The sequence below is a fragment of the Arthrobacter sp. 147(2020) genome (genome assembly GCF_013116715.1).
GTDB lineage: Bacteria > Actinomycetota > Actinomycetes > Actinomycetales > Micrococcaceae > Arthrobacter_D.
The window spans coordinates 172,932-188,918 of sequence record NZ_JABFOM010000001.1; the positions used below are offsets into that span (position 1 = coordinate 172,932).

Annotated in this window: 17 protein-coding genes; 6 read left to right on the forward strand and 11 right to left on the reverse strand. The window is 65.7% G+C overall.

Features of this window, described 5'->3' with window-relative positions:
- The first annotated feature begins 1 nt into the window (after position 1).
- Complete coding sequence (locus HMI58_RS00830) at positions 2-910, forward strand: LysR family transcriptional regulator (RefSeq protein ID WP_171617826.1); 909 nt, start codon at positions 2-4, stop codon at positions 908-910.
- Positions 911-933: 23 nt separating this feature from the next.
- Here HMI58_RS00830 and HMI58_RS00835 read toward each other — a convergent pair whose 3' ends face one another.
- The 6 genes from HMI58_RS00835 to HMI58_RS00860 are packed head-to-tail and all read right to left on the reverse strand — an operon-like array spanning position 934 to position 4,404.
- Entirely contained in the window at positions 934-1,803 is an 870-nt protein-coding gene (locus tag HMI58_RS00835; RefSeq protein WP_171587153.1) for a fused MFS/spermidine synthase, read from the reverse strand.
- A complete protein-coding gene (locus HMI58_RS00840; RefSeq protein ID WP_171587152.1) occupies positions 1,803-2,291 on the reverse strand; it encodes a GNAT family N-acetyltransferase in 489 nt (162 codons plus the stop codon). The genes HMI58_RS00835 and HMI58_RS00840 overlap by 1 nt, the downstream gene beginning before the upstream one ends.
- Positions 2,288-2,794, reverse strand: coding sequence for a GNAT family N-acetyltransferase (locus tag HMI58_RS00845; protein ID WP_171617827.1), 507 nt, complete (start codon positions 2,792-2,794; stop codon positions 2,288-2,290). Before HMI58_RS00845 ends, HMI58_RS00840 begins: the two co-directional genes overlap by 4 nt.
- Before the next feature lie 46 nt (positions 2,795-2,840).
- A complete protein-coding gene (locus tag HMI58_RS00850; protein WP_318779101.1) occupies positions 2,841-3,380 on the reverse strand; it encodes a GNAT family N-acetyltransferase in 540 nt (179 codons plus the stop codon).
- 9 nt (positions 3,381-3,389) lie between these two features.
- Complete coding sequence (locus HMI58_RS00855) at positions 3,390-4,046, reverse strand: O-methyltransferase (protein ID WP_171617828.1); 657 nt, start codon at positions 4,044-4,046, stop codon at positions 3,390-3,392.
- A gap of 16 nt (positions 4,047-4,062) precedes the next feature.
- Positions 4,063-4,404, reverse strand: a complete 342-nt coding sequence (locus HMI58_RS00860; RefSeq protein ID WP_171587149.1) for a thiamine-binding protein — start codon at positions 4,402-4,404, stop codon at positions 4,063-4,065.
- 286 nt (positions 4,405-4,690) lie between these two features.
- Here HMI58_RS00860 and pta point away from each other — a divergent pair, with 286 nt between their 5' ends.
- Positions 4,691-6,775 carry a phosphate acetyltransferase gene (pta, locus tag HMI58_RS00865; protein ID WP_171617829.1) on the forward strand — a complete coding sequence of 695 codons (2,085 nt, stop codon included), beginning with the start codon at positions 4,691-4,693 and terminating at the stop codon, positions 6,773-6,775.
- 106 nt (positions 6,776-6,881) lie between these two features.
- Positions 6,882-7,619, forward strand: a complete 738-nt coding sequence (locus tag HMI58_RS00870; RefSeq protein ID WP_171617830.1) for an META domain-containing protein — start codon at positions 6,882-6,884, stop codon at positions 7,617-7,619.
- A gap of 70 nt (positions 7,620-7,689) precedes the next feature.
- Here HMI58_RS00870 and HMI58_RS00875 read toward each other — a convergent pair whose 3' ends face one another.
- Complete coding sequence (locus tag HMI58_RS00875) at positions 7,690-8,079, reverse strand: nuclear transport factor 2 family protein (RefSeq protein WP_171617831.1); 390 nt, start codon at positions 8,077-8,079, stop codon at positions 7,690-7,692.
- 125 nt (positions 8,080-8,204) lie between these two features.
- Between HMI58_RS00875 and HMI58_RS00880 the strand changes: the two genes are divergently transcribed.
- Positions 8,205-9,338, forward strand: coding sequence for an acetate kinase (locus HMI58_RS00880; protein ID WP_171617832.1), 1,134 nt, complete (start codon positions 8,205-8,207; stop codon positions 9,336-9,338).
- A 45-nt stretch (positions 9,339-9,383) separates the two neighbouring features.
- Here the strand turns inward: HMI58_RS00880 and HMI58_RS00885 are convergent, their stop codons facing one another.
- The gene (locus tag HMI58_RS00885) at positions 9,384-9,695 is read right to left on the reverse strand and encodes an AzlD domain-containing protein (RefSeq protein WP_171617833.1); all 312 of its coding nucleotides are present in this window, start codon (positions 9,693-9,695) and stop codon (positions 9,384-9,386) included.
- Positions 9,692-10,414: an AzlC family ABC transporter permease gene (locus HMI58_RS00890; protein WP_171617834.1), complete on the reverse strand. Its 723-nt coding sequence runs from the start codon at positions 10,412-10,414 to the stop codon at positions 9,692-9,694. Before HMI58_RS00890 ends, HMI58_RS00885 begins: the two co-directional genes overlap by 4 nt.
- Positions 10,415-10,529: 115 nt before the next feature.
- On the opposite strand from HMI58_RS00890, the gene HMI58_RS00895 reads away from it, so the two are divergent.
- A complete protein-coding gene (locus tag HMI58_RS00895; RefSeq protein WP_171585010.1) occupies positions 10,530-11,705 on the forward strand; it encodes a zinc-dependent alcohol dehydrogenase in 1,176 nt (391 codons plus the stop codon).
- Positions 11,706-11,815: 110 nt separating this feature from the next.
- Here the strand turns inward: HMI58_RS00895 and HMI58_RS00900 are convergent, their stop codons facing one another.
- Together HMI58_RS00900 and HMI58_RS00905 are read right to left on the reverse strand one after the other, a co-directional pair.
- On the reverse strand, positions 11,816-13,615 hold the full coding sequence (locus HMI58_RS00900) for a glycoside hydrolase family 15 protein (protein WP_171617835.1): 1,800 nt from the start codon (positions 13,613-13,615) through the stop codon (positions 11,816-11,818).
- Positions 13,616-13,653: 38 nt separating this feature from the next.
- A complete protein-coding gene (locus HMI58_RS00905) occupies positions 13,654-14,526 on the reverse strand; it encodes a glycerophosphodiester phosphodiesterase family protein (RefSeq protein ID WP_171617836.1) in 873 nt (290 codons plus the stop codon).
- Between the two features lie 101 nt (positions 14,527-14,627).
- On the opposite strand from HMI58_RS00905, the gene HMI58_RS00910 reads away from it, so the two are divergent.
- Complete coding sequence (locus tag HMI58_RS00910) at positions 14,628-15,923, forward strand: DUF445 domain-containing protein (RefSeq protein ID WP_171617837.1); 1,296 nt, start codon at positions 14,628-14,630, stop codon at positions 15,921-15,923.
- The last annotated feature ends 64 nt before the right edge of the window (positions 15,924-15,987 follow it).

Genomic DNA, 15,987 nt, shown 5'->3' on the forward strand with positions numbered 1-15,987 from the left:
TATGACCCCGCTGAACCCTGACGACCTGCTGATCCTGCTCACCGTTTCGCACAGTGGTCGTTTCACTACCGCCGCCGACGCCCTCGGGGTGAACCATACGACCGTCTCCCGTCGGATCGCGGCCCTGGAGAAGAGCCTCGGCGGCCATGTGCTTGTCCGGGCCAGCGGAGGGTGGGAACTCACGGAGTTGGGGCACCGGGCGGTCGCTGCTGCGGAACGGGTGGCCTCGGCGGTGTCGATACTCACCAACGGGGACGACGACGGGGCCGCCGTTGCCGGCGTCGTCCGCATGAGCGCCACCGACGGGTTCAGCGCCTACATTGCCGCGCCAGCCTTTGCCCGGTTGCGGCGGCTGCACCCGCGACTGTCGATCGAGATCGTTGCAGCAACCCGCCGCGCATCGCAGACCCGCAGCGGGCTCGACCTAGAGGTGGTGGTCGGTGAGCCGCAGGTGCATCGAGCGGAAGCCATCCGCCTGGGTGAATACATGCTGGGACTCTATGCATCGCGCGACTACCTGGCCGACTGGGGGACGCCACAGACCGTGGCTGAAGCCACCGAGCACCAGTTGGTCTACTTCATCGATTCAATGCTGCAGGTCGACAGCCTCGACACTCCGCGCCGCCTGCTCCCGGCCATGAGGGATTCGCTCAGTTCAACTAACGTCTTTGTCCACGTGGAGGCAACCCGTTCCGGCGCGGGAATCGGTCTGCTGCCGTGCTTCATGGCCGACCGCCACCTCGATCTTGTCCGCCTGCTCCCCGACCAGATTGCCGAGCGGCTCGCGTACTGGCTGGTGGCGAGGCCTGATTCGCTCCGGCAGCCAGCGGTCGCCGCCGTGGTTGCGTCATTGCGGGAGGCCACTACCGCCTACGAAGACCGTCTATTGGGCAGACACACGACGCACTGAGGACCCCTGAGCGTCCGATCGGGCTACTGGTCGCGGATCACCCGGGCTCCGTTGCTGAACTTCCGCACCCGCGTGTCATCCCAGACGTGGGCAGGCACACCACCGCCCAGCAGCACCCGTGCCAGACCCGGGTCCTGGTCCAGCGGGCTGTCGCTACCCGCGATGATCACGTTCCCGTAGCGCCGGCCTTTGAGCATCGCCGGGTCGGCGATGATCGCTGTGTGTTTGAAGACCTCGCCGATCGTGGCCGCCTCCCGGCGTGCCCCGGCAAGGGCTGGCGAGTCACCGCAGTTCACCAGGTAAAGGCCGCCCTCGCTCAGGACCCGGCTGGCATGCTGGGTGAACTCGAGGGTGGTCAGGGGGCGCGGGGTGGTGCTGCCGGCAAAGACGTCACGGATGATCAGGTCCCGGCTACCAGCGGTAAGGGACTCGGTCACTTCCCTCGCCTCCCCCACTCTGATGCGCACCAGGGGGGCCCGCGGCAGATCGAACCAGTCACGCACCAGCCCGGCGAGCTTTCCGTCGAGCTCCACCACCACCTGACGCGCTTCGGGAAATGCCGCTGCCAGATAGCGTGCCAGCGAGCACGCGCCGCCGCCAAGGTGCAGTGCGCGCAGCGGAGCACCCTCACCCCGAAGGGGGTCCCGCTGGCGGGATTCGACGAGTGCCGCAATCCACCGCATGTACTCAAAGTCGAGCCGCAGCGGGTCGCTCAGATCGATGTGGGAACTCGGCACCCCGTTGACCTTGAGGATCCAACCGTTGGGATTGAACGGATCGGGTTCCAGCTCGCACGTGCCGGTGTCCGTCTCATAGATTCCGGCGACCGGTCCCGTGTCATTCTCAGCCGCCGCTCTCGAGGCGCCCGGGCGGGGCGCACGTTGCCTGCCCATTAGTGACGCACCATCCTGATCTCCTGAAGGTCGGATCCCTCGGTCCTGACCTTCCGTCGGGCACCGTCGGCGACGAACCGGTTCCTCACGTAGAAGGCGGTAGCCCGGTGGTTCACTTCCAGCACCCAGAGGCTTGCCGCCTGCTCACCGAGCGTTTCGGCAAGCAGCGCCGGGCCCACTCCACGGCCGTAGAAGCGCTGGAGCGCGTAGAGGAAGTACAACTCAGTTCCGTCCCGGTCCGTGTCCCGGCTGGGGCCCGCGAGCGCCAACCCGACGAGCGTGTCATCCTCGTCGACCGCCACCATCCACGGAATGCCGTCCTCGAGCTCCCGGCGACGATCTGCGGCGTCGGCGGCGGCGCGGGCTTCCCGTGCGTCGAAGAATTCGGGCGGGCCCAGGTGGCCGTAGGCCTCACGCCACGTCCGGTTATGCAGCTCCACCAGGGCGCCGGCGTCGTCGGGGGTCGCCCGGCGGACAGTCACGGTCACGGCGTCATTGCCCGGACCATGCGCAGCTCGCGCTGGTGATTCCACTGGTCTGACAGGGGTTCAGCGGTTCCATCTGGGGTGAAGCCGAGCTTCCGGTAAAACGCAATCGCCCGGGCGTTGCTCTCCAAAACCCAGACGAAGGCCGGGGCTGCGCCGATAGCACCGCTTACCAACTGCTGGCCTAGCCCGGTGCCGTGCGCCTCCGCCAGCACATAGACCATATACAACTCGACCTCTGCCGGGGGGTTGTCGCCGCGCGCAGGCCCACCAGCGGCGACCCCGACGATGTCGCCGCGGGCATCGGTCGCTACCAGCGGAGGCTTGGCGCCCTGCCTGATACTGTCCTGCCAGTGGGCCGCCTGTGCGGGCAGTTCCGCGTCGAGCCGGTCAAACGCAGCGTCGCTCAGCTGGCCGGTATAGGTTTGCCGCCACGCGAGGTTCTTCATGCGGAGCATGGCCTCCACCTCGTTGGAGGCGCTTGGCCGGATCGTGAACGGGGACATGGTTGTCATGCTAGCCGCACCGGAGCCGGAACCACCTGTGCATCAGTCACTGCCGTGAATCTACCACCGCTGTCCGTTCGTGGCCGCCGGTTACCTGTTGCTGCCGGTGCATCCTGAACATGGGGCGGTGGTGCCAGGTGGGCCCGCACAGGGTAGACGTGCCATCGGGTTCAAACCCATTGCGGAGGTAGAAGCGCTCAGCCCGGGGGTTGCCGTTCAATATCCACAGGTACGCTGCCTGGTCCTCGATCGCTGCGTCCAGCAGTTGCTGGCCCAGGCCGGTGCCGTGGGTCGAGGCGAGGGTGTAGATGTGGTGCAACTCAAAGTCGGGGCGGTCGTCGTCGCGGCCGGGCCCCGAGGTCGCGATGCCCACCGCTGCCCCCGCCTCGTCGAATGCCAGCCAACTCGCCGCGCCGGCCTCAAGAGCTTCACGTCGCTTGGCAATCAGGACCGGAAGTTCGGCGTCGTAATGGCGATGGAATGCCGGTGGCATGATCTGGGCGTAGGTCTCGTGCAGGCCCTGAAGGTGCGTGCGCGAGTACGCTTCGGCGTCATCGGGTGACGCCCGGCGGATGGAAAATTTCACCAGTCCAGTTTAGGGCGCGGCAGCTACCACCACGGCCAACGCCAACCCGTCCCAGTCCTTGGAACCCACGGTCTGCAGCGCCGTCGCCTCCAGCTGGGGGTGCAAGCCCAGCAGTTCGAGCGCACCACGGGTGCCCTGCACCGCCTCATCCCCGTGGGCCTCCAGGACCGATCCCCCGCGCACCACGTTGTCGAGCACAATGACACTGCCGGGCCGGGAGAGCCGGATGGCCCAGTCGAGATACCGCGGGTTGTTGACCTTGTCGGCGTCGATGAAGAACAGGTCGTAGGGCCCGGCCAGGGTGGGCAGCGTGTCGAGCGCCGCACCCACGTGGATGGTGACCTTCTTACCCACTCCCGCCAGGTCAAGGTTTCTGCGGGCGACGTCGGCGTGGGCCTGCTCGTACTCGCAGGTGTCGACAGTGCCGTCGTCGGGAATCCCCCGGGCCAGCCAGATGGTGCTGAACCCGCCGAGGGTACCGATCTCGAGGACCCGGCGGGCACCGGCGATCTTCGCCAACAGCATCAGGAACTTCCCCTGGGTGGGGGTCACTTCGATGGCTGGCATCCCCGCGTGGGCTGTCGCCTCAACGGCGTTGACCAATGCGCCGTCCGGGTGGACCACTGTGTCCACCAGGTAGCGCTCGACGTCGGCCCATCCGGTCATAGGTCAGCCCTTCCAGTCATGAATGGCCCTGGTACTCATCCATCTCGTCAATTGCCTGCTCAAGGCGTTCCACCTTACCGGTGAGCTCACCCGAATAGCCGGGCCGGATGTCGGCTTTCAGGACCAGTGAGACACGGCTGCCGTACTTGCCGACAGCCTCGGTGGCCCGTTTGATCACCTCCATCACCTCATCCCAGTCGCCCTCGATGGTGGTGAACATCGAGTCGGTCTGGTTCGGCAGGCCCGAGTCGCGGACAATCTTCACGGCTTCGGCCACCGCATCGTGGACCGAACCGTCAGCGTTTTCGCCTGTGGTGGTGCCGTGTCCGGCCGGGGCAACTGAGAAGGCTACAAGCATGGTCCAAGTCTGGCATAGTGACGCCCGAGCGGAAGGGGTTGCTGAAGAATTTGTGCAGCCCTGGCGGGTTGGGGTGGACGGGCCGCCGTCGTCTGGGGATCCCGGGTACAGATGTGGCGGGGTGAGCGCTTCTCAACCCGCCACAACTGCACGAATCGTCGGCCAGCTCCCGGGATCACCCGTCACAGGTGCGCGGGGGATCCCGGGAACACTCCATCCGCAGACAAAACCCGCTGATGTGCCCGCCGTCATGGCTACAGCCGCCGTGGTTTGGGAGGATGAGTCAATGACTCGTGGAATATACGTCAGCGCCATGACCGAAGGCTCAGGAAAGTCACTAATCTCACTGGGGTTGGCGGACATGCTGCACCGGCACTCCGACCGGGTGGGATTCTTCCGACCCATCGTCGAGGGGGATGACGTGGCGGCGGACCCGATGGTCAACCTGATGCAGCGCACCTTCGACCTGCCCGCATCCCGTGCGCGCGGCGGCCTCACGCGCGCCGAGGCGCGGGCGCTGCTGGTCAAGGGGCAGCGCGAAGAAATCGATACCCGCTGCGTTGCCATCTACAGCGAGATCGCCCGTGACTGCGACGTCATCATCGTCGAGGGCACCGATCTCAGCGGGCACGACGCCGCCCTTGAGTTCGATCTCAACGCCCGGTTGGCGAACAACCTGGGTGCCATGGTGCTGGCGGTGGTGAACGCGAAGGAAATGTCGGTCCCCGAGGCGGCCGACGCCGTCGACGTCGCCCGCAGGGAACTGGACGCCGCGCAGGTCTCGCTGCTGGCGATGATGGTGAACCGGGCCGCCGACGACGCCGTCGCCGAGATCAGTGCACAGGTCCGGCCGGGGCGTTCCGGGCGTCCCGTCTACGTGATTCCCGAACTTGCCGAGATTTCCCGGCCCACTGTCGGCGAGGTGGCGCGGGCGCTCGGTGCCCGTCAGATTGCCGGCAGCCCGACCCTTGAACGGGATGTCGCGTCGATCAAGGTCGCCGCGATGAACGTGGGGAATTTCCTGCACAAGCTCACCGACGGCGCCCTGGTGATTGTGCCCGGCGACCGTGCCGACGTCATGGTGGCAACCCTGGCGTCCTCCTTCTCGGCCGAGTTTCCGGTCCCATCCGGGATGATCCTCACCGGAGGCCTCGCCCCGGACTCCACGATCCTTTCCCTGCTCGCCCAGGCACCGTTCCCCGTGTTCGCTGTCGACGACGACACGTACACGGCCGCGCGTCGGGTCAGCGAGGTGCGCGGCGAGATCGCCACCGGGCTGCGGCGCAAGGCGGCCGCTGCCCTGGGCGCCTGGGCGCGGCAGGTCGATGAGCCAGAACTCCTTGAACGGCTGGAGTTGCCCCGGGCACTGACGATGACCCCGCTGCGATTCCTCCACGACCTGATCGAACGGGCACGGTCCCAGCGTCGACACATTGTCCTGCCCGAGGGGCAGGACCCGAGGATCCTCCGGGCCGCCGAAATCCTGCACCGGCGGGACGTCTGCGACCTCACCATCCTGGGGCCGGAGGCGAAGGTCAGGGAACTCGCGGCCGGGCAGGGTATCGACCTGACCGGGCTGACCCTGATTGACCCGGCCACCTCGGAGCTCCGGGAGGAATTTGCCGCCGAGTACACGCGGCTTCGCTCCCACAAGGGCGTTTCCATCGAAAGCGCCCGCGAGCGCATGCTGGAAGGCGCCTACTTCGGGACCATGATGGTCCAGCTCGGGAAAGTGGACGGCATGGTGTCCGGCGCAGCCCACACCACCGCCAACACCATTCGCCCAGCGCTCGAGTTCGTGAAGACCAAGGAGGGAGTGAAAATTGTCTCCTCGGTCTTCCTGATGCTGCTGCGCGACCGAGTCCTGGTCTACGGCGACTGCGCGGTCAACCCCGACCCCAATGACGAGCAGCTCGCCGATATCGCTATCGCATCGGCCGAGACCGCCCAGCAGTTCGGCGTGAACCCCCGGGTGGCGATGCTCTCCTACTCGACCGGTGAATCAGGCTCCGGGGGTGCAGTGGACGAGGTGCGCCGTGCCACCGAACTGGTGCGCGAACGCCGGCCCGACCTTCCGGTGGAGGGACCCATTCAGTATGACGCCGCCGTCGACGCGACGGTCGCCGAGTCCAAGTTGCCGGGTTCCTCAGTGGCCGGCCAGGCCACCGTCTTCATTTTCCCCGACCTCAACACGGGCAACAACACCTATAAGGCGGTCCAGCAGTCGGCCGGCGCGGTTGCGGTGGGACCGGTCCTGCAGGGGCTCCGGAAGCCGGTCAATGACCTCTCCCGTGGCTGCACCGTCGAAGACATCGTCAATACCGTCGCAATCACAGCGGTCCAGGCACAAGATACCGACCAGGAGAACTGAGACCGCCTAGGTGCACTAAAACGACCAGCATCCGGGCCACGTCCGCGTCAAGGTTTCACCCACTGCGGGTGAGCAGCCGGCCACATCCCTTATGGGACCGTGAACCGTGAGCAGGATCAGGCGACGTTCGGCAGTAGTACTGGGAATTGGACTCTGTGTGGCCCTCGGCGGGTGCGCGTCCTCGTCGCCTGTGGATGATGACAGCCCACCACCGGAACCCCTGCAGCCAGGCAGCCTCGTCGGCACCTGGACCGTTGAGGAAACCTTCGACACCCTGGAGCAGCCCTATGTTGCGTTCGTGCAGGACAACTCGTGGAGCGCGTCCGACGGGTGCAACCGGGTACAGGGAACCTGGGACCTCGGCCAGGACAATGACCTGGTCACCACCATGGGACCGCAGACCCTTATGGGGTGCGATGGTGCTGCCCTTCCGTCTGCGGTCTCGCTGGCGTCCACCGTCGCCGTCGACGGGGATACGCTGACGTTGTATGACTTCGACGGATCGGTGAGCACCGAACTGGTCCGCTCCACCGATTCCAGCGTGGGTCCGCAGGGCCTGCCGATCGGGTACTGGACCGAGGAGAGGACACCGACGTCGCCGTTCCTATCCATCCAGGTGGACAGGTCGTACTCCGGCAGTGACGACTGTGGAGAGGTAGCCGGGACCTGGGAGCCCGGAGAGGAGTCCGACTCGGTGACCCTGACTCCCGACCCCGCCGCAACCGCCACCTGCGATGATGCCGAGGGGTGGCTGGGCCAGGCCACGCTCGGACGGGTCCGCGCAGGCGTGATGACCCTTCAGGCGGAAGACGGCACGGTGCTCGGCGAACTGTCGGCCATGTGAGCGTACGCCAGCGGTGGAGGAGAGCAGTCTCCGGGAGAATTGCCGGCCTGAGGCTTAACGGAAGCGCATCTCAGGAGGGAAGGTCGCCAACTGTGCTGTATTTGCGCCGCCAGTCGCGGCCTTCCTCCCCACCGTAGAGGGTCCAGTATTCGCGGCCGGAAGTAATAACGCCCTCGGCGACGGTCCAAATCGAGACAACACGGAAGATGCCAACGTCCTCTTGAGGCACCTGCACCTCGGACACCACGACGCCGCCGGCGTCGTAAACGTTCAGCACGTCAATGCTCCACCCGTTTGGATGCTCTGAGTTCACCGCGACAAGGTTGTCCCTGCCACGGATGATTTCGCGTGTAACGGGCCAGAAGACCTCCACGTCGTCGGCAAGTGTTCGTCCAACAGCGTTCCAGTCACGGCTCCACACCGCAGACCAGTACCGCCGCACCACCTCGGTAGCTTCCATACGCCGATGCTACTCGACTTGCCTCCAGCTACATCGAAAATGGGTGCTTACAGGTGCCCGGTCGCCTGCTGTCAGCCGCCGGACCACGTCAGCAGCCTCCAGTAGAGTTTCTGGCAGGAGGCATCATGATCATTCTTGTCATCAATTCGGGCTCATCATCATTGAAATACCAAGTGCGCGACACCGAGACCGGTGAACGGCTGGCCGACGGCACCGTGGAACGGATCGGTGATTCCACCCACGGGGGGCCCGCCGACCACCAGGAGGCGCTCGACCGGGTGACCGACGACGTCGAGCAGGCGTTGCAGGGCCAAGCCATTGACGCTGTGGGGCACCGGGTGGTCCACGGCGGTGAACGGTTCAGCGAGCCGGTCCTGGTGGACAACGAGATCACCAGGGCGATCGAACGCCTGAGCCCCCTTGCACCCCTGCACAACCCGGCGAATGTCCAGGGCATCAGGGCCATCACCGCCAAATGGCCCACCATGCCCCAGGTTGCGGTGTTCGATACGGCGTTCCACCGCACCATCCCCGAGCAGGCTTGGCGCTACGCCGTCCCCGACGAGCTCTACACCCGGTTCGGGATCCGCCGGTATGGGTTCCACGGCACGTCAATCGGGTACGTCACCGACCATGCCGCCGCCCTACTGGGAGTCGCCCCCTCCACGTTCACCGGGATCATCGCCCACCTCGGGAACGGCGCCTCAATCACTGCGGTGCAGGCCGGGGCCAGCATCGACACGTCGATGGGGTTCACCCCGCTTGAGGGCCTGGTGATGGGCACCCGCTCCGGCGACATCGATCCGTCGATCCTGCTGTTCCTCAGCCGCGAGGGCTACTCGGCCGAGGACCTGGATCAACTCCTGAACCGTGAAGCGGGGCTCAAGGGTCTGACCGGGCAGAACGACATGCGTTCAGTGGTCGAGTCGGCAGCCAGCGGGGACACCCGGGCCGAGTTGGCCCTGGACCTCGCCTCCTACCGGCTGGCCAAGTACATCGGCGGCTACCACGTGGCAGTCGGCGGCGCCCAGGCGCTGGTATTCACTGCGGGAATTGGCGAGAACTCCTGGCAGTTCCGGGAGCGTGTTGTGGGACGGCTGGGCGCACTGAACCTGCATCTGGACGACGCCGAGAACCGGAAGAAGTCCAGGGCACCCCGCCAGATCAGCACCGAGGAGTCGGCGTTCCCTGTGCTGGTGATTCCGACCGACGAGGAAGCGGCAATCGCCGAAGCGACCGCCGCCGTCGTCGCGCTCTGACACCGGCTACTTCCCGCACCCGCCAAGCCACGGCCAGCCGGGGGCTTAGGGCATCCCCGCCAGCCGGGCCAGTGCGGCACCCACCGCTCCCGCAAGCACCACCACCAGGAACGGTGCCCTCAGGAGCAGCGCCACCGCCGCGGCTGCTAAGGCGACGATCCGCGCGTCGAGAGCCAGTTCCTGGCCAGAGGCGAACGTGTTCACGGCTGTCAGCGACGCGAGGAGTCCAATAGTCAGCGTTCCTGCGACCCGGTTCATCCGGGGGTTGTCCATCCACCGCGCCGGAACCAGGTAGCCGGCGAGCTTGGTGAGGAAGGCGACGACGCAGGCAAGCAGGATCCAGAGCCACAGGTTCATCGGTGATCGCCTCCATCAGCGTAGGGGTCAATGTCGGGTTCAAGGCCCTCGGTGGGCCGGCCGTGACCGAACCAGCCGATGGCTCCGGCAACCGCGGCCGCAATCAGGATGGGCAGCCCGGGTGCCACCAGGGGGACCGCGACGATCGTGACCAGGGCACAGACCACAGCGATCGCCGCCGGCTCGCGACCCTTGAGCCGCGGCCAGAGCAGACCCAAGAACGCCGCAACCGCTGCCCCGTCAAGGCCCCACTGTGCGGGGTCACCGAGCGCGCCACCCACCAGGGCCCCGACCATCGTGAACACGTTCCACAGGATGAAGACGCCGATCCCCGCGCTCCAGAACCCCAGGCGACGCTCGACGGGGTCGGTCTGGCCGCTCGCGGTGGCAGCGGATTCATCAATGGTGACGTGGGCGGCCACGAACCGCCGCCAGCCGACAGGCCGCACCAGCGCATTCATCTGCATCCCGTAAACCGCGTTACGGATGCCCAGCAGGGACGCAGCGGTCATCGCCGCCGCTCCCGTTCCGCCGCCCCCGATGACCCCGATGAAGGCGAACTGGGAGCCGCCGCTGAAGAGCAGCAGACTGAGCGCCATGGTTTGCCAGAGATCGAATCCGGAAGTCACTGACAGTGCTCCGAAAGATACGCCGTAGAGACCGGTGGCGACGGCGATCGAAAGGCCAACCCGGACCGCGGGCGACTGCAGGTATTTCACCAAATCAGCGTAGGGCGCGGCCTGGGGATTCACCTACTCGGCTTTCAATCCTGACGAAACAAGGCAATACTGGTGGTAGTCAGCGTACTTACTATTCAAAATTGGAGCGTGAATCATGAAGGCAGTGACATGGCAGGGCCGTAGCACCGTCAGCGTAGAACAGGTCCCGGATCCCGTGATCCAGGAGCCCACCGACGCTATCGTTCGCATCACCTCCTCGGCAATCTGCGGGTCCGACCTGCACCTGTACGAGGTGCTCACCCCCTACATGAACAAGAATGACGTTCTGGGACACGAACCGATGGGTATCGTGCAGGAGGTCGGCAGTGCCGTCACAAATCTCAAGCCGGGCGACCGGGTGGTTATCCCCTTCAACATCTCCTGTGGTCACTGCTGGATGTGCGTCCGCGGGCTCCAGTCACAGTGCGAGACCACCCAGGTCCGGTCGCAGGGATCCGGCGCCAGCCTCCTTGGCTTCTCGGAGCTCTACGGCTCGGTGCCGGGTGGCCAGGCTGAGTTCCTGCGTGTCCCCCACGCCGACTACGGACCAGTCAAGGTAGGCCACGAGCTCCCCGATGAGCGGTACCTCTACCTCTCCGACATCCTGCCTACTGCCTGGCAGGGCGTGAAGTACGCGGACGTTCCCGACGGCGGCACGCTCGCCGTCTTCGGTCTGGGCCCGGTGGGGCAGTTCGCCGCACGGATCGGCCGGCACTTCGGCCAGCGGGTCATCGCTGTTGAGCCCGTTCCCGAGCGCCGCGCCATGGCCGAACGCCACGGCATTGAGACGCTCGATTTCACCAAGGACATTGGCGACGAGCTGCGGGAAATGACTGACGGCCGCGGGCCAGACGCAGTCGTCGACGCCGTCGGCATGGAGTCCCACGACTCCCCGCTGGGCGCCTTCGCCCAGAACGCCGTCAACCTGCTGCCTGATGCGCTCGCGAAGAAGGCAATGGAGACCGCTGGAGTGGACCGCCTCACGGTGTTGCATGCGGCGATCGATTCGGTCCGACGCGGAGGAACCATCTCCCTCAGCGGCGTCTACGGCGGAACTGCCAGCCCGATGCCCCTGCTGAACATGTTCGACAAGCAGATCCAGACCCGCATGGGCCAGTGCAACGTCCGCAACTGGACCGATGAGCTGCTGCCGATCGTCGAGGACCCCTCGGATCCGTTGGGCGTCATGGACCTGATGACCCACACGATCGGCATCGACGAGGCGCCCGCCGCCTACGAGAAGTTCCAGAAGAAGCAGGATGGCTGCATCAAGGTGATCATCCAGCCATAACCACCCCGCCAGCCAGGGTGCACAACAGTGCCGGGCCCGCAGATCAGCTGTTTCGCGACAGCAGGTCTGCGGGCCCGGCACTTTTTTGGTTCGAGCGTGACCCGGGAAGGCTAGAGGGAGCCGCTGTTCACGCCGTGGATAGCATCTGCGGCGCGCACCAGCGCCAGGTGCGAGAACGCCTGCGGGTAGTTGCCCGCCATCCGTGAGCTACCCGTATCGTATTCCTCGGCGAGCAGCCCCAGGCTGTTCGCGTACCCCACGAGCTGGTCCATCAGCTTCTTGGCGTCCGCGATCCTGCCGGACCGGGCGTACTGTTCAACAAGCCAGAAGGAACAGGCCAGGAAGGGGTGCTCCCCCGGTTCCAGCCCGTCCATGCCGGCCTCGGTGCGGTATCTGAGGAGAAGCCCGTGTTCGTTGGCGAGGTCCTTCTCCAGCCGGGCCACGGTCCCCAGCATCCGGGGGTCGTCGTAGTCGAGGAACCCCACCTGCGGGAGCTGCAGCAGTGACGCGTCAACCTCCGGGCTGCCGTACGTCTGGGTGAACGAATTGATGCTCGGGTCGAACCCCTTCTCCAGGATGTTTTCGCGCAACCGGTCGCGGAGTTCGGCCCAGCGCTCGGCATGGCCCTCCAGCCCGTGCTCACGAACCGCACGGACGCCACGGTCGAACGCCGCCCACATCATTACCCGGGAATGGGTGAAGTACTTCAGGTCCCCACGCATCTCCCAGATGCCGTGATCGGGGTCGTCGAAGTGGTTCTCGGCGAAGCCCAGCAGCGCGCGCTGCAGCGGCCAGGAGAAGCTGTCCTCCTCCACCCCTCGGTTGCGGAGCTTCTCCAGTACCACCATCACCTCGCCGACGACGTCGGCCTGGTACTGGTCAACGGCACCGTTGCCCACCCGCACCGGTGTGGACGATTCGTACCCGGGCAGGTGGTCAAGGGTCTTTTCGGGCAGGTCCCGCTCGCCGCCCACGCCGTACATGATCTGCAGGTCTTCGGGGTCCCCGGCGACCGCGCGGAGGAGCCAGTTGCGCCATTCCAGCGCCTCCTCCTGATACCCGTGGGTCATCATCGCCTCGAGGGTCAGTGCGGCGTCACGGAGCCAGCAGAACCGATAGTCCCAGTTGCGTGCACCACCGAAGTGCTCGGGCAGTGATGTGGTGGGGGCCGCGACAATACCGCCGGTGTCTTCGTGCGTCAGGGCGCGAAGCACCAGTAGGGAGCGCTTCACGATCGGGTCATACTGGCCCTGCTGCTCGAAGCTCGCTGCCCACCCGGACCAGTAATCGATCGTTTCCCGCAGTGCGGTATCAACGGCCAGCGGCTTGGGCATCAACCGGTAGGAGGGGTACCAGACGAGTTCGAGATCAACGGTTTCACCGGCGGCGACGACGAATTCCCCTTCGTGCCGGCGGTGGGAGGCGTGGGGAAGCTGTTCACCGCGAAGTGCCAGGGCGTCGGGACCGGCGATCGCGGAGATGGCCTGGCCGCCGTCGTCGGTGTGCCGCCTGACCCACGGGAGGATCGTGCCGTAGCCGAACCGCACTACCAGCTCCTGGCGCATCGGCACATTGCCGCTCAGTCCCTTGACCCGCCGCACCAGGGACGCCCGGCGGTCGCCGATCGGCATGAAGTCGGTTACCTCCACCTCTCCTGCATCGGTATGCCAGCGGGTAACCAGCACGAAGGTCGAGTCGACGTAGTGCCACTGAACCACCTCGGCTGTGCCGGCCCCCGGCGCCGGGGCGAGAAGCCAGCGGCCGTGATCCTCCTCGCCCAACAGGGCGGCGAACACCGAATCGGAATCAAACCGGGGAAAGCACAACCAGTCGACGCTCCCGGACTTCGAGATCAGCGCACCGGTGTGCATGTCGGATACGAGTGCGTAGTCTTCAATCGGCGAGTGCATGCTTCAACTCAATCACACTCCCCCGCGGTGGCGCAGACCTAACTGCCTGGCGTGGATCGGGTCAGCTGCGCCCGGACAAAGGCGGGCCGGTTGGTGGTGATCTCGTGCACTCCGAGGCTTCGCATCAGCTCGACGTCGTCGGGCTCGTCCACCGTCCACACGCGGAGGCGGATTCCCTCGGCAATCCAGCGGGCAACCCGCGCCGGATGCGCCACCACGTAGTCGAGGCCAGGTCCGGCCATGCCTGCCGCATGGGAGTCGATGTTCTGCTCGCCGTCGTTGAGTGCCCGGCGCAGCAGACCGATCACCGCAGCAGCTGTCAGCACCCCCAAGTGCAGCTCGGCCCGCAGTTCTGCCGGGCGCACGTCGGAGACCAACTGGCAGACCGTGTGGGCCGGAACCTTTTCGAGCAGGTGTTTGACCGAGTCCGGGTTGAAGCTCATGAAGCTGATCGACACGTTCGCGAGGGTGGAGCTCTCCGGGTCCCAGCCCTGCTGCATGAGGAAAGTGACCAGCTTTTCCTCAAGTTTCAGCCCGTAGGGGCTGGGGTGTTTGAGCTCAATGGCCAGCAGCACTTCCCGCCCGGCAGATAACAGCAGGCGCAACAGGTCGCCGAGTGAGAGAAACTGATCGGCCACACCGCCAAACTCAACGGGTATCCCGGCGCCCTTCCAGGACGAGAAATCGAGGTCCCTGAGTTCGCGGAGGGTGTGATCGGCGACGTCGCCGGTGCCATTCGATGTTCGGTCAAGGGTCGAGTCGTGGATGCACACCAGTTCCTCATCGCGCGTCATATGAACGTCGCATTCAACGCCATCGGCACCCTCCGCGAGCGCCTGCAGATAGGCCGCCCGGGTGTGCTCGGCGAACTGATGGCTGGCCCCGCGGTGAGCGAATATTGTCTGTTGCATGTCCCCTCCCGTCAGCAACCAGCAGCTACTTACACGCTACGCGAAATCGGTCCGTCCGGCGTGACTTACGCCATCAAACGCTGCTTTACTGACTCAGACGGATGCACAGCTGGTGCGCCGCGACCTCCGGAGGATCCTTGAGCTCTCACCTAGCCGGCACTGACGCAGAACGGGCGGCCGGACTCCGGCGCATGAAAGTGGTGGCCACCGGGCTGCTTGGTGCCATGGCGGTGATCTTTGTTGTCGCGTTCGCCCTGCCGGACGAGTACCCCTGGCTGCAGTACGTCCGGGCCGCCGCGGAGGGCGGGATGGTGGGAGCCCTGGCCGACTGGTTTGCGGTGACCGCGCTGTTCAAGCATCCGATGGGCATCAAGATCCCCCACACAGCGATCATTCCCCGAAAAAAGGACCAGATCGGGGCCTCTCTGGGCCAGTTCGTCGAGGAGAACTTCCTCTCCGAAGCGGTGGTGCAGCAGAAGCTCGCCTCAGTAGGTGTCGCGCAAAAGGCGGGCGCCTGGCTGGCCACCCCCGAAGGCGCTGAACGGGTGGCGGTGGAGGGCGCCGCGGCCATCCGTGCGGTGTTTACGGTTCTCGACGACGACGCCGTCCAATCGGTCATCGAGTCCATGGTGCGCAAGCACCTGCTGACACCGCCGTGGGGACCGCCGGCAGGGAAGATTGCCGAGCGGATCTTCAACGACGGCCATCACCACCAGCTCGTGGATCTGCTGGTGGACCGCGCTGCCGAGTGGGTGGACAGCAACTACGACCTGGTCTCAGGACTGGTCTCCCAGCGCTCACCCACCTGGGTGCCCCAGTTCGTCGATGGGCTGGTGGGCGACAAGGTCTACGTCGAGATCACCAAGTTCATGCGGGCTGTCCAGACCAACCCCCACCACGACGTGCGGCTCGCCCTCGACAAGTACCTCAAGGATCTGGCGCAAGATCTCCAGCACGATCCGGTGGTCATCGCCAAGGCCGAGGGCATCAAGGCCCAGGTACTGGGGGACCCACAGGTGCGTGACCTGGCGGCGAGCACCTGGGCGACCATCAAGAAGGCACTGCTGGAAGCGGTGGATGATCCGGACAGTGAGCTAACCCGGAACTTCAAGGCGGCGGTCAGGGACTTCGGGCACCGGATGGCCACCGACGAGGAACTCGCAGGGAAGATCAACCGGTGGATTGCCGACGCGGCGGGCTATCTGGTGCGCACCTACCGCAGCGACATCGCGGCGATCATCACTGAGACGGTTGGCCGGTGGGATGCGGTGGAAACGTCAAGGAAGATCGAACTGCAGATCGGAAAGGACCTGCAGTTCATCAGGATCAACGGCACCGTGGTCGGCTCCCTGGCCGGGTTGCTGATCTTCTCTGTTGCCCACGCAGTCTTCGGCTGATCCTTAGTTCCCATAACGGTAGTAGCGAACCGACCCCGGCTGTACACTCAGTCAATCAATTCGC

Excerpts from the sequence above, each read along its gene's own strand:
- HMI58_RS00830 (WP_171617826.1), top strand. The coding sequence starts at position 2 with ATGACCCCGCTGAACCCTGACGACCTGCTGATCCTGCTCACCGTTTCG.
- HMI58_RS00835 (WP_171587153.1), bottom strand. The coding sequence starts at position 1,803 with ATGGGCAGGCAACGTGCGCCCCGCCCGGGCGCCTCGAGAGCGGCGGCT.
- HMI58_RS00845 (WP_171617827.1), bottom strand. The coding sequence starts at position 2,794 with ATGTCCCCGTTCACGATCCGGCCAAGCGCCTCCAACGAGGTGGAGGCC.
- HMI58_RS00855 (WP_171617828.1), bottom strand. The coding sequence starts at position 4,046 with ATGACCGGATGGGCCGACGTCGAGCGCTACCTGGTGGACACAGTGGTC.
- HMI58_RS00860 (WP_171587149.1), bottom strand. The coding sequence starts at position 4,404 with ATGCTTGTAGCCTTCTCAGTTGCCCCGGCCGGACACGGCACCACCACA.
- pta (WP_171617829.1), top strand. The coding sequence starts at position 4,691 with ATGACTCGTGGAATATACGTCAGCGCCATGACCGAAGGCTCAGGAAAG.
- HMI58_RS00875 (WP_171617831.1), bottom strand. The coding sequence starts at position 8,079 with ATGGAAGCTACCGAGGTGGTGCGGCGGTACTGGTCTGCGGTGTGGAGC.
- HMI58_RS00880 (WP_171617832.1), top strand. The coding sequence starts at position 8,205 with ATGATCATTCTTGTCATCAATTCGGGCTCATCATCATTGAAATACCAA.
- HMI58_RS00885 (WP_171617833.1), bottom strand. The coding sequence starts at position 9,695 with ATGAACCTGTGGCTCTGGATCCTGCTTGCCTGCGTCGTCGCCTTCCTC.
- HMI58_RS00895 (WP_171585010.1), top strand. The coding sequence starts at position 10,530 with ATGAAGGCAGTGACATGGCAGGGCCGTAGCACCGTCAGCGTAGAACAG.
- HMI58_RS00900 (WP_171617835.1), bottom strand. The coding sequence starts at position 13,615 with ATGCACTCGCCGATTGAAGACTACGCACTCGTATCCGACATGCACACC.
- HMI58_RS00905 (WP_171617836.1), bottom strand. The coding sequence starts at position 14,526 with ATGCAACAGACAATATTCGCTCACCGCGGGGCCAGCCATCAGTTCGCC.
- HMI58_RS00910 (WP_171617837.1), top strand. The coding sequence starts at position 14,628 with ATGCACAGCTGGTGCGCCGCGACCTCCGGAGGATCCTTGAGCTCTCAC.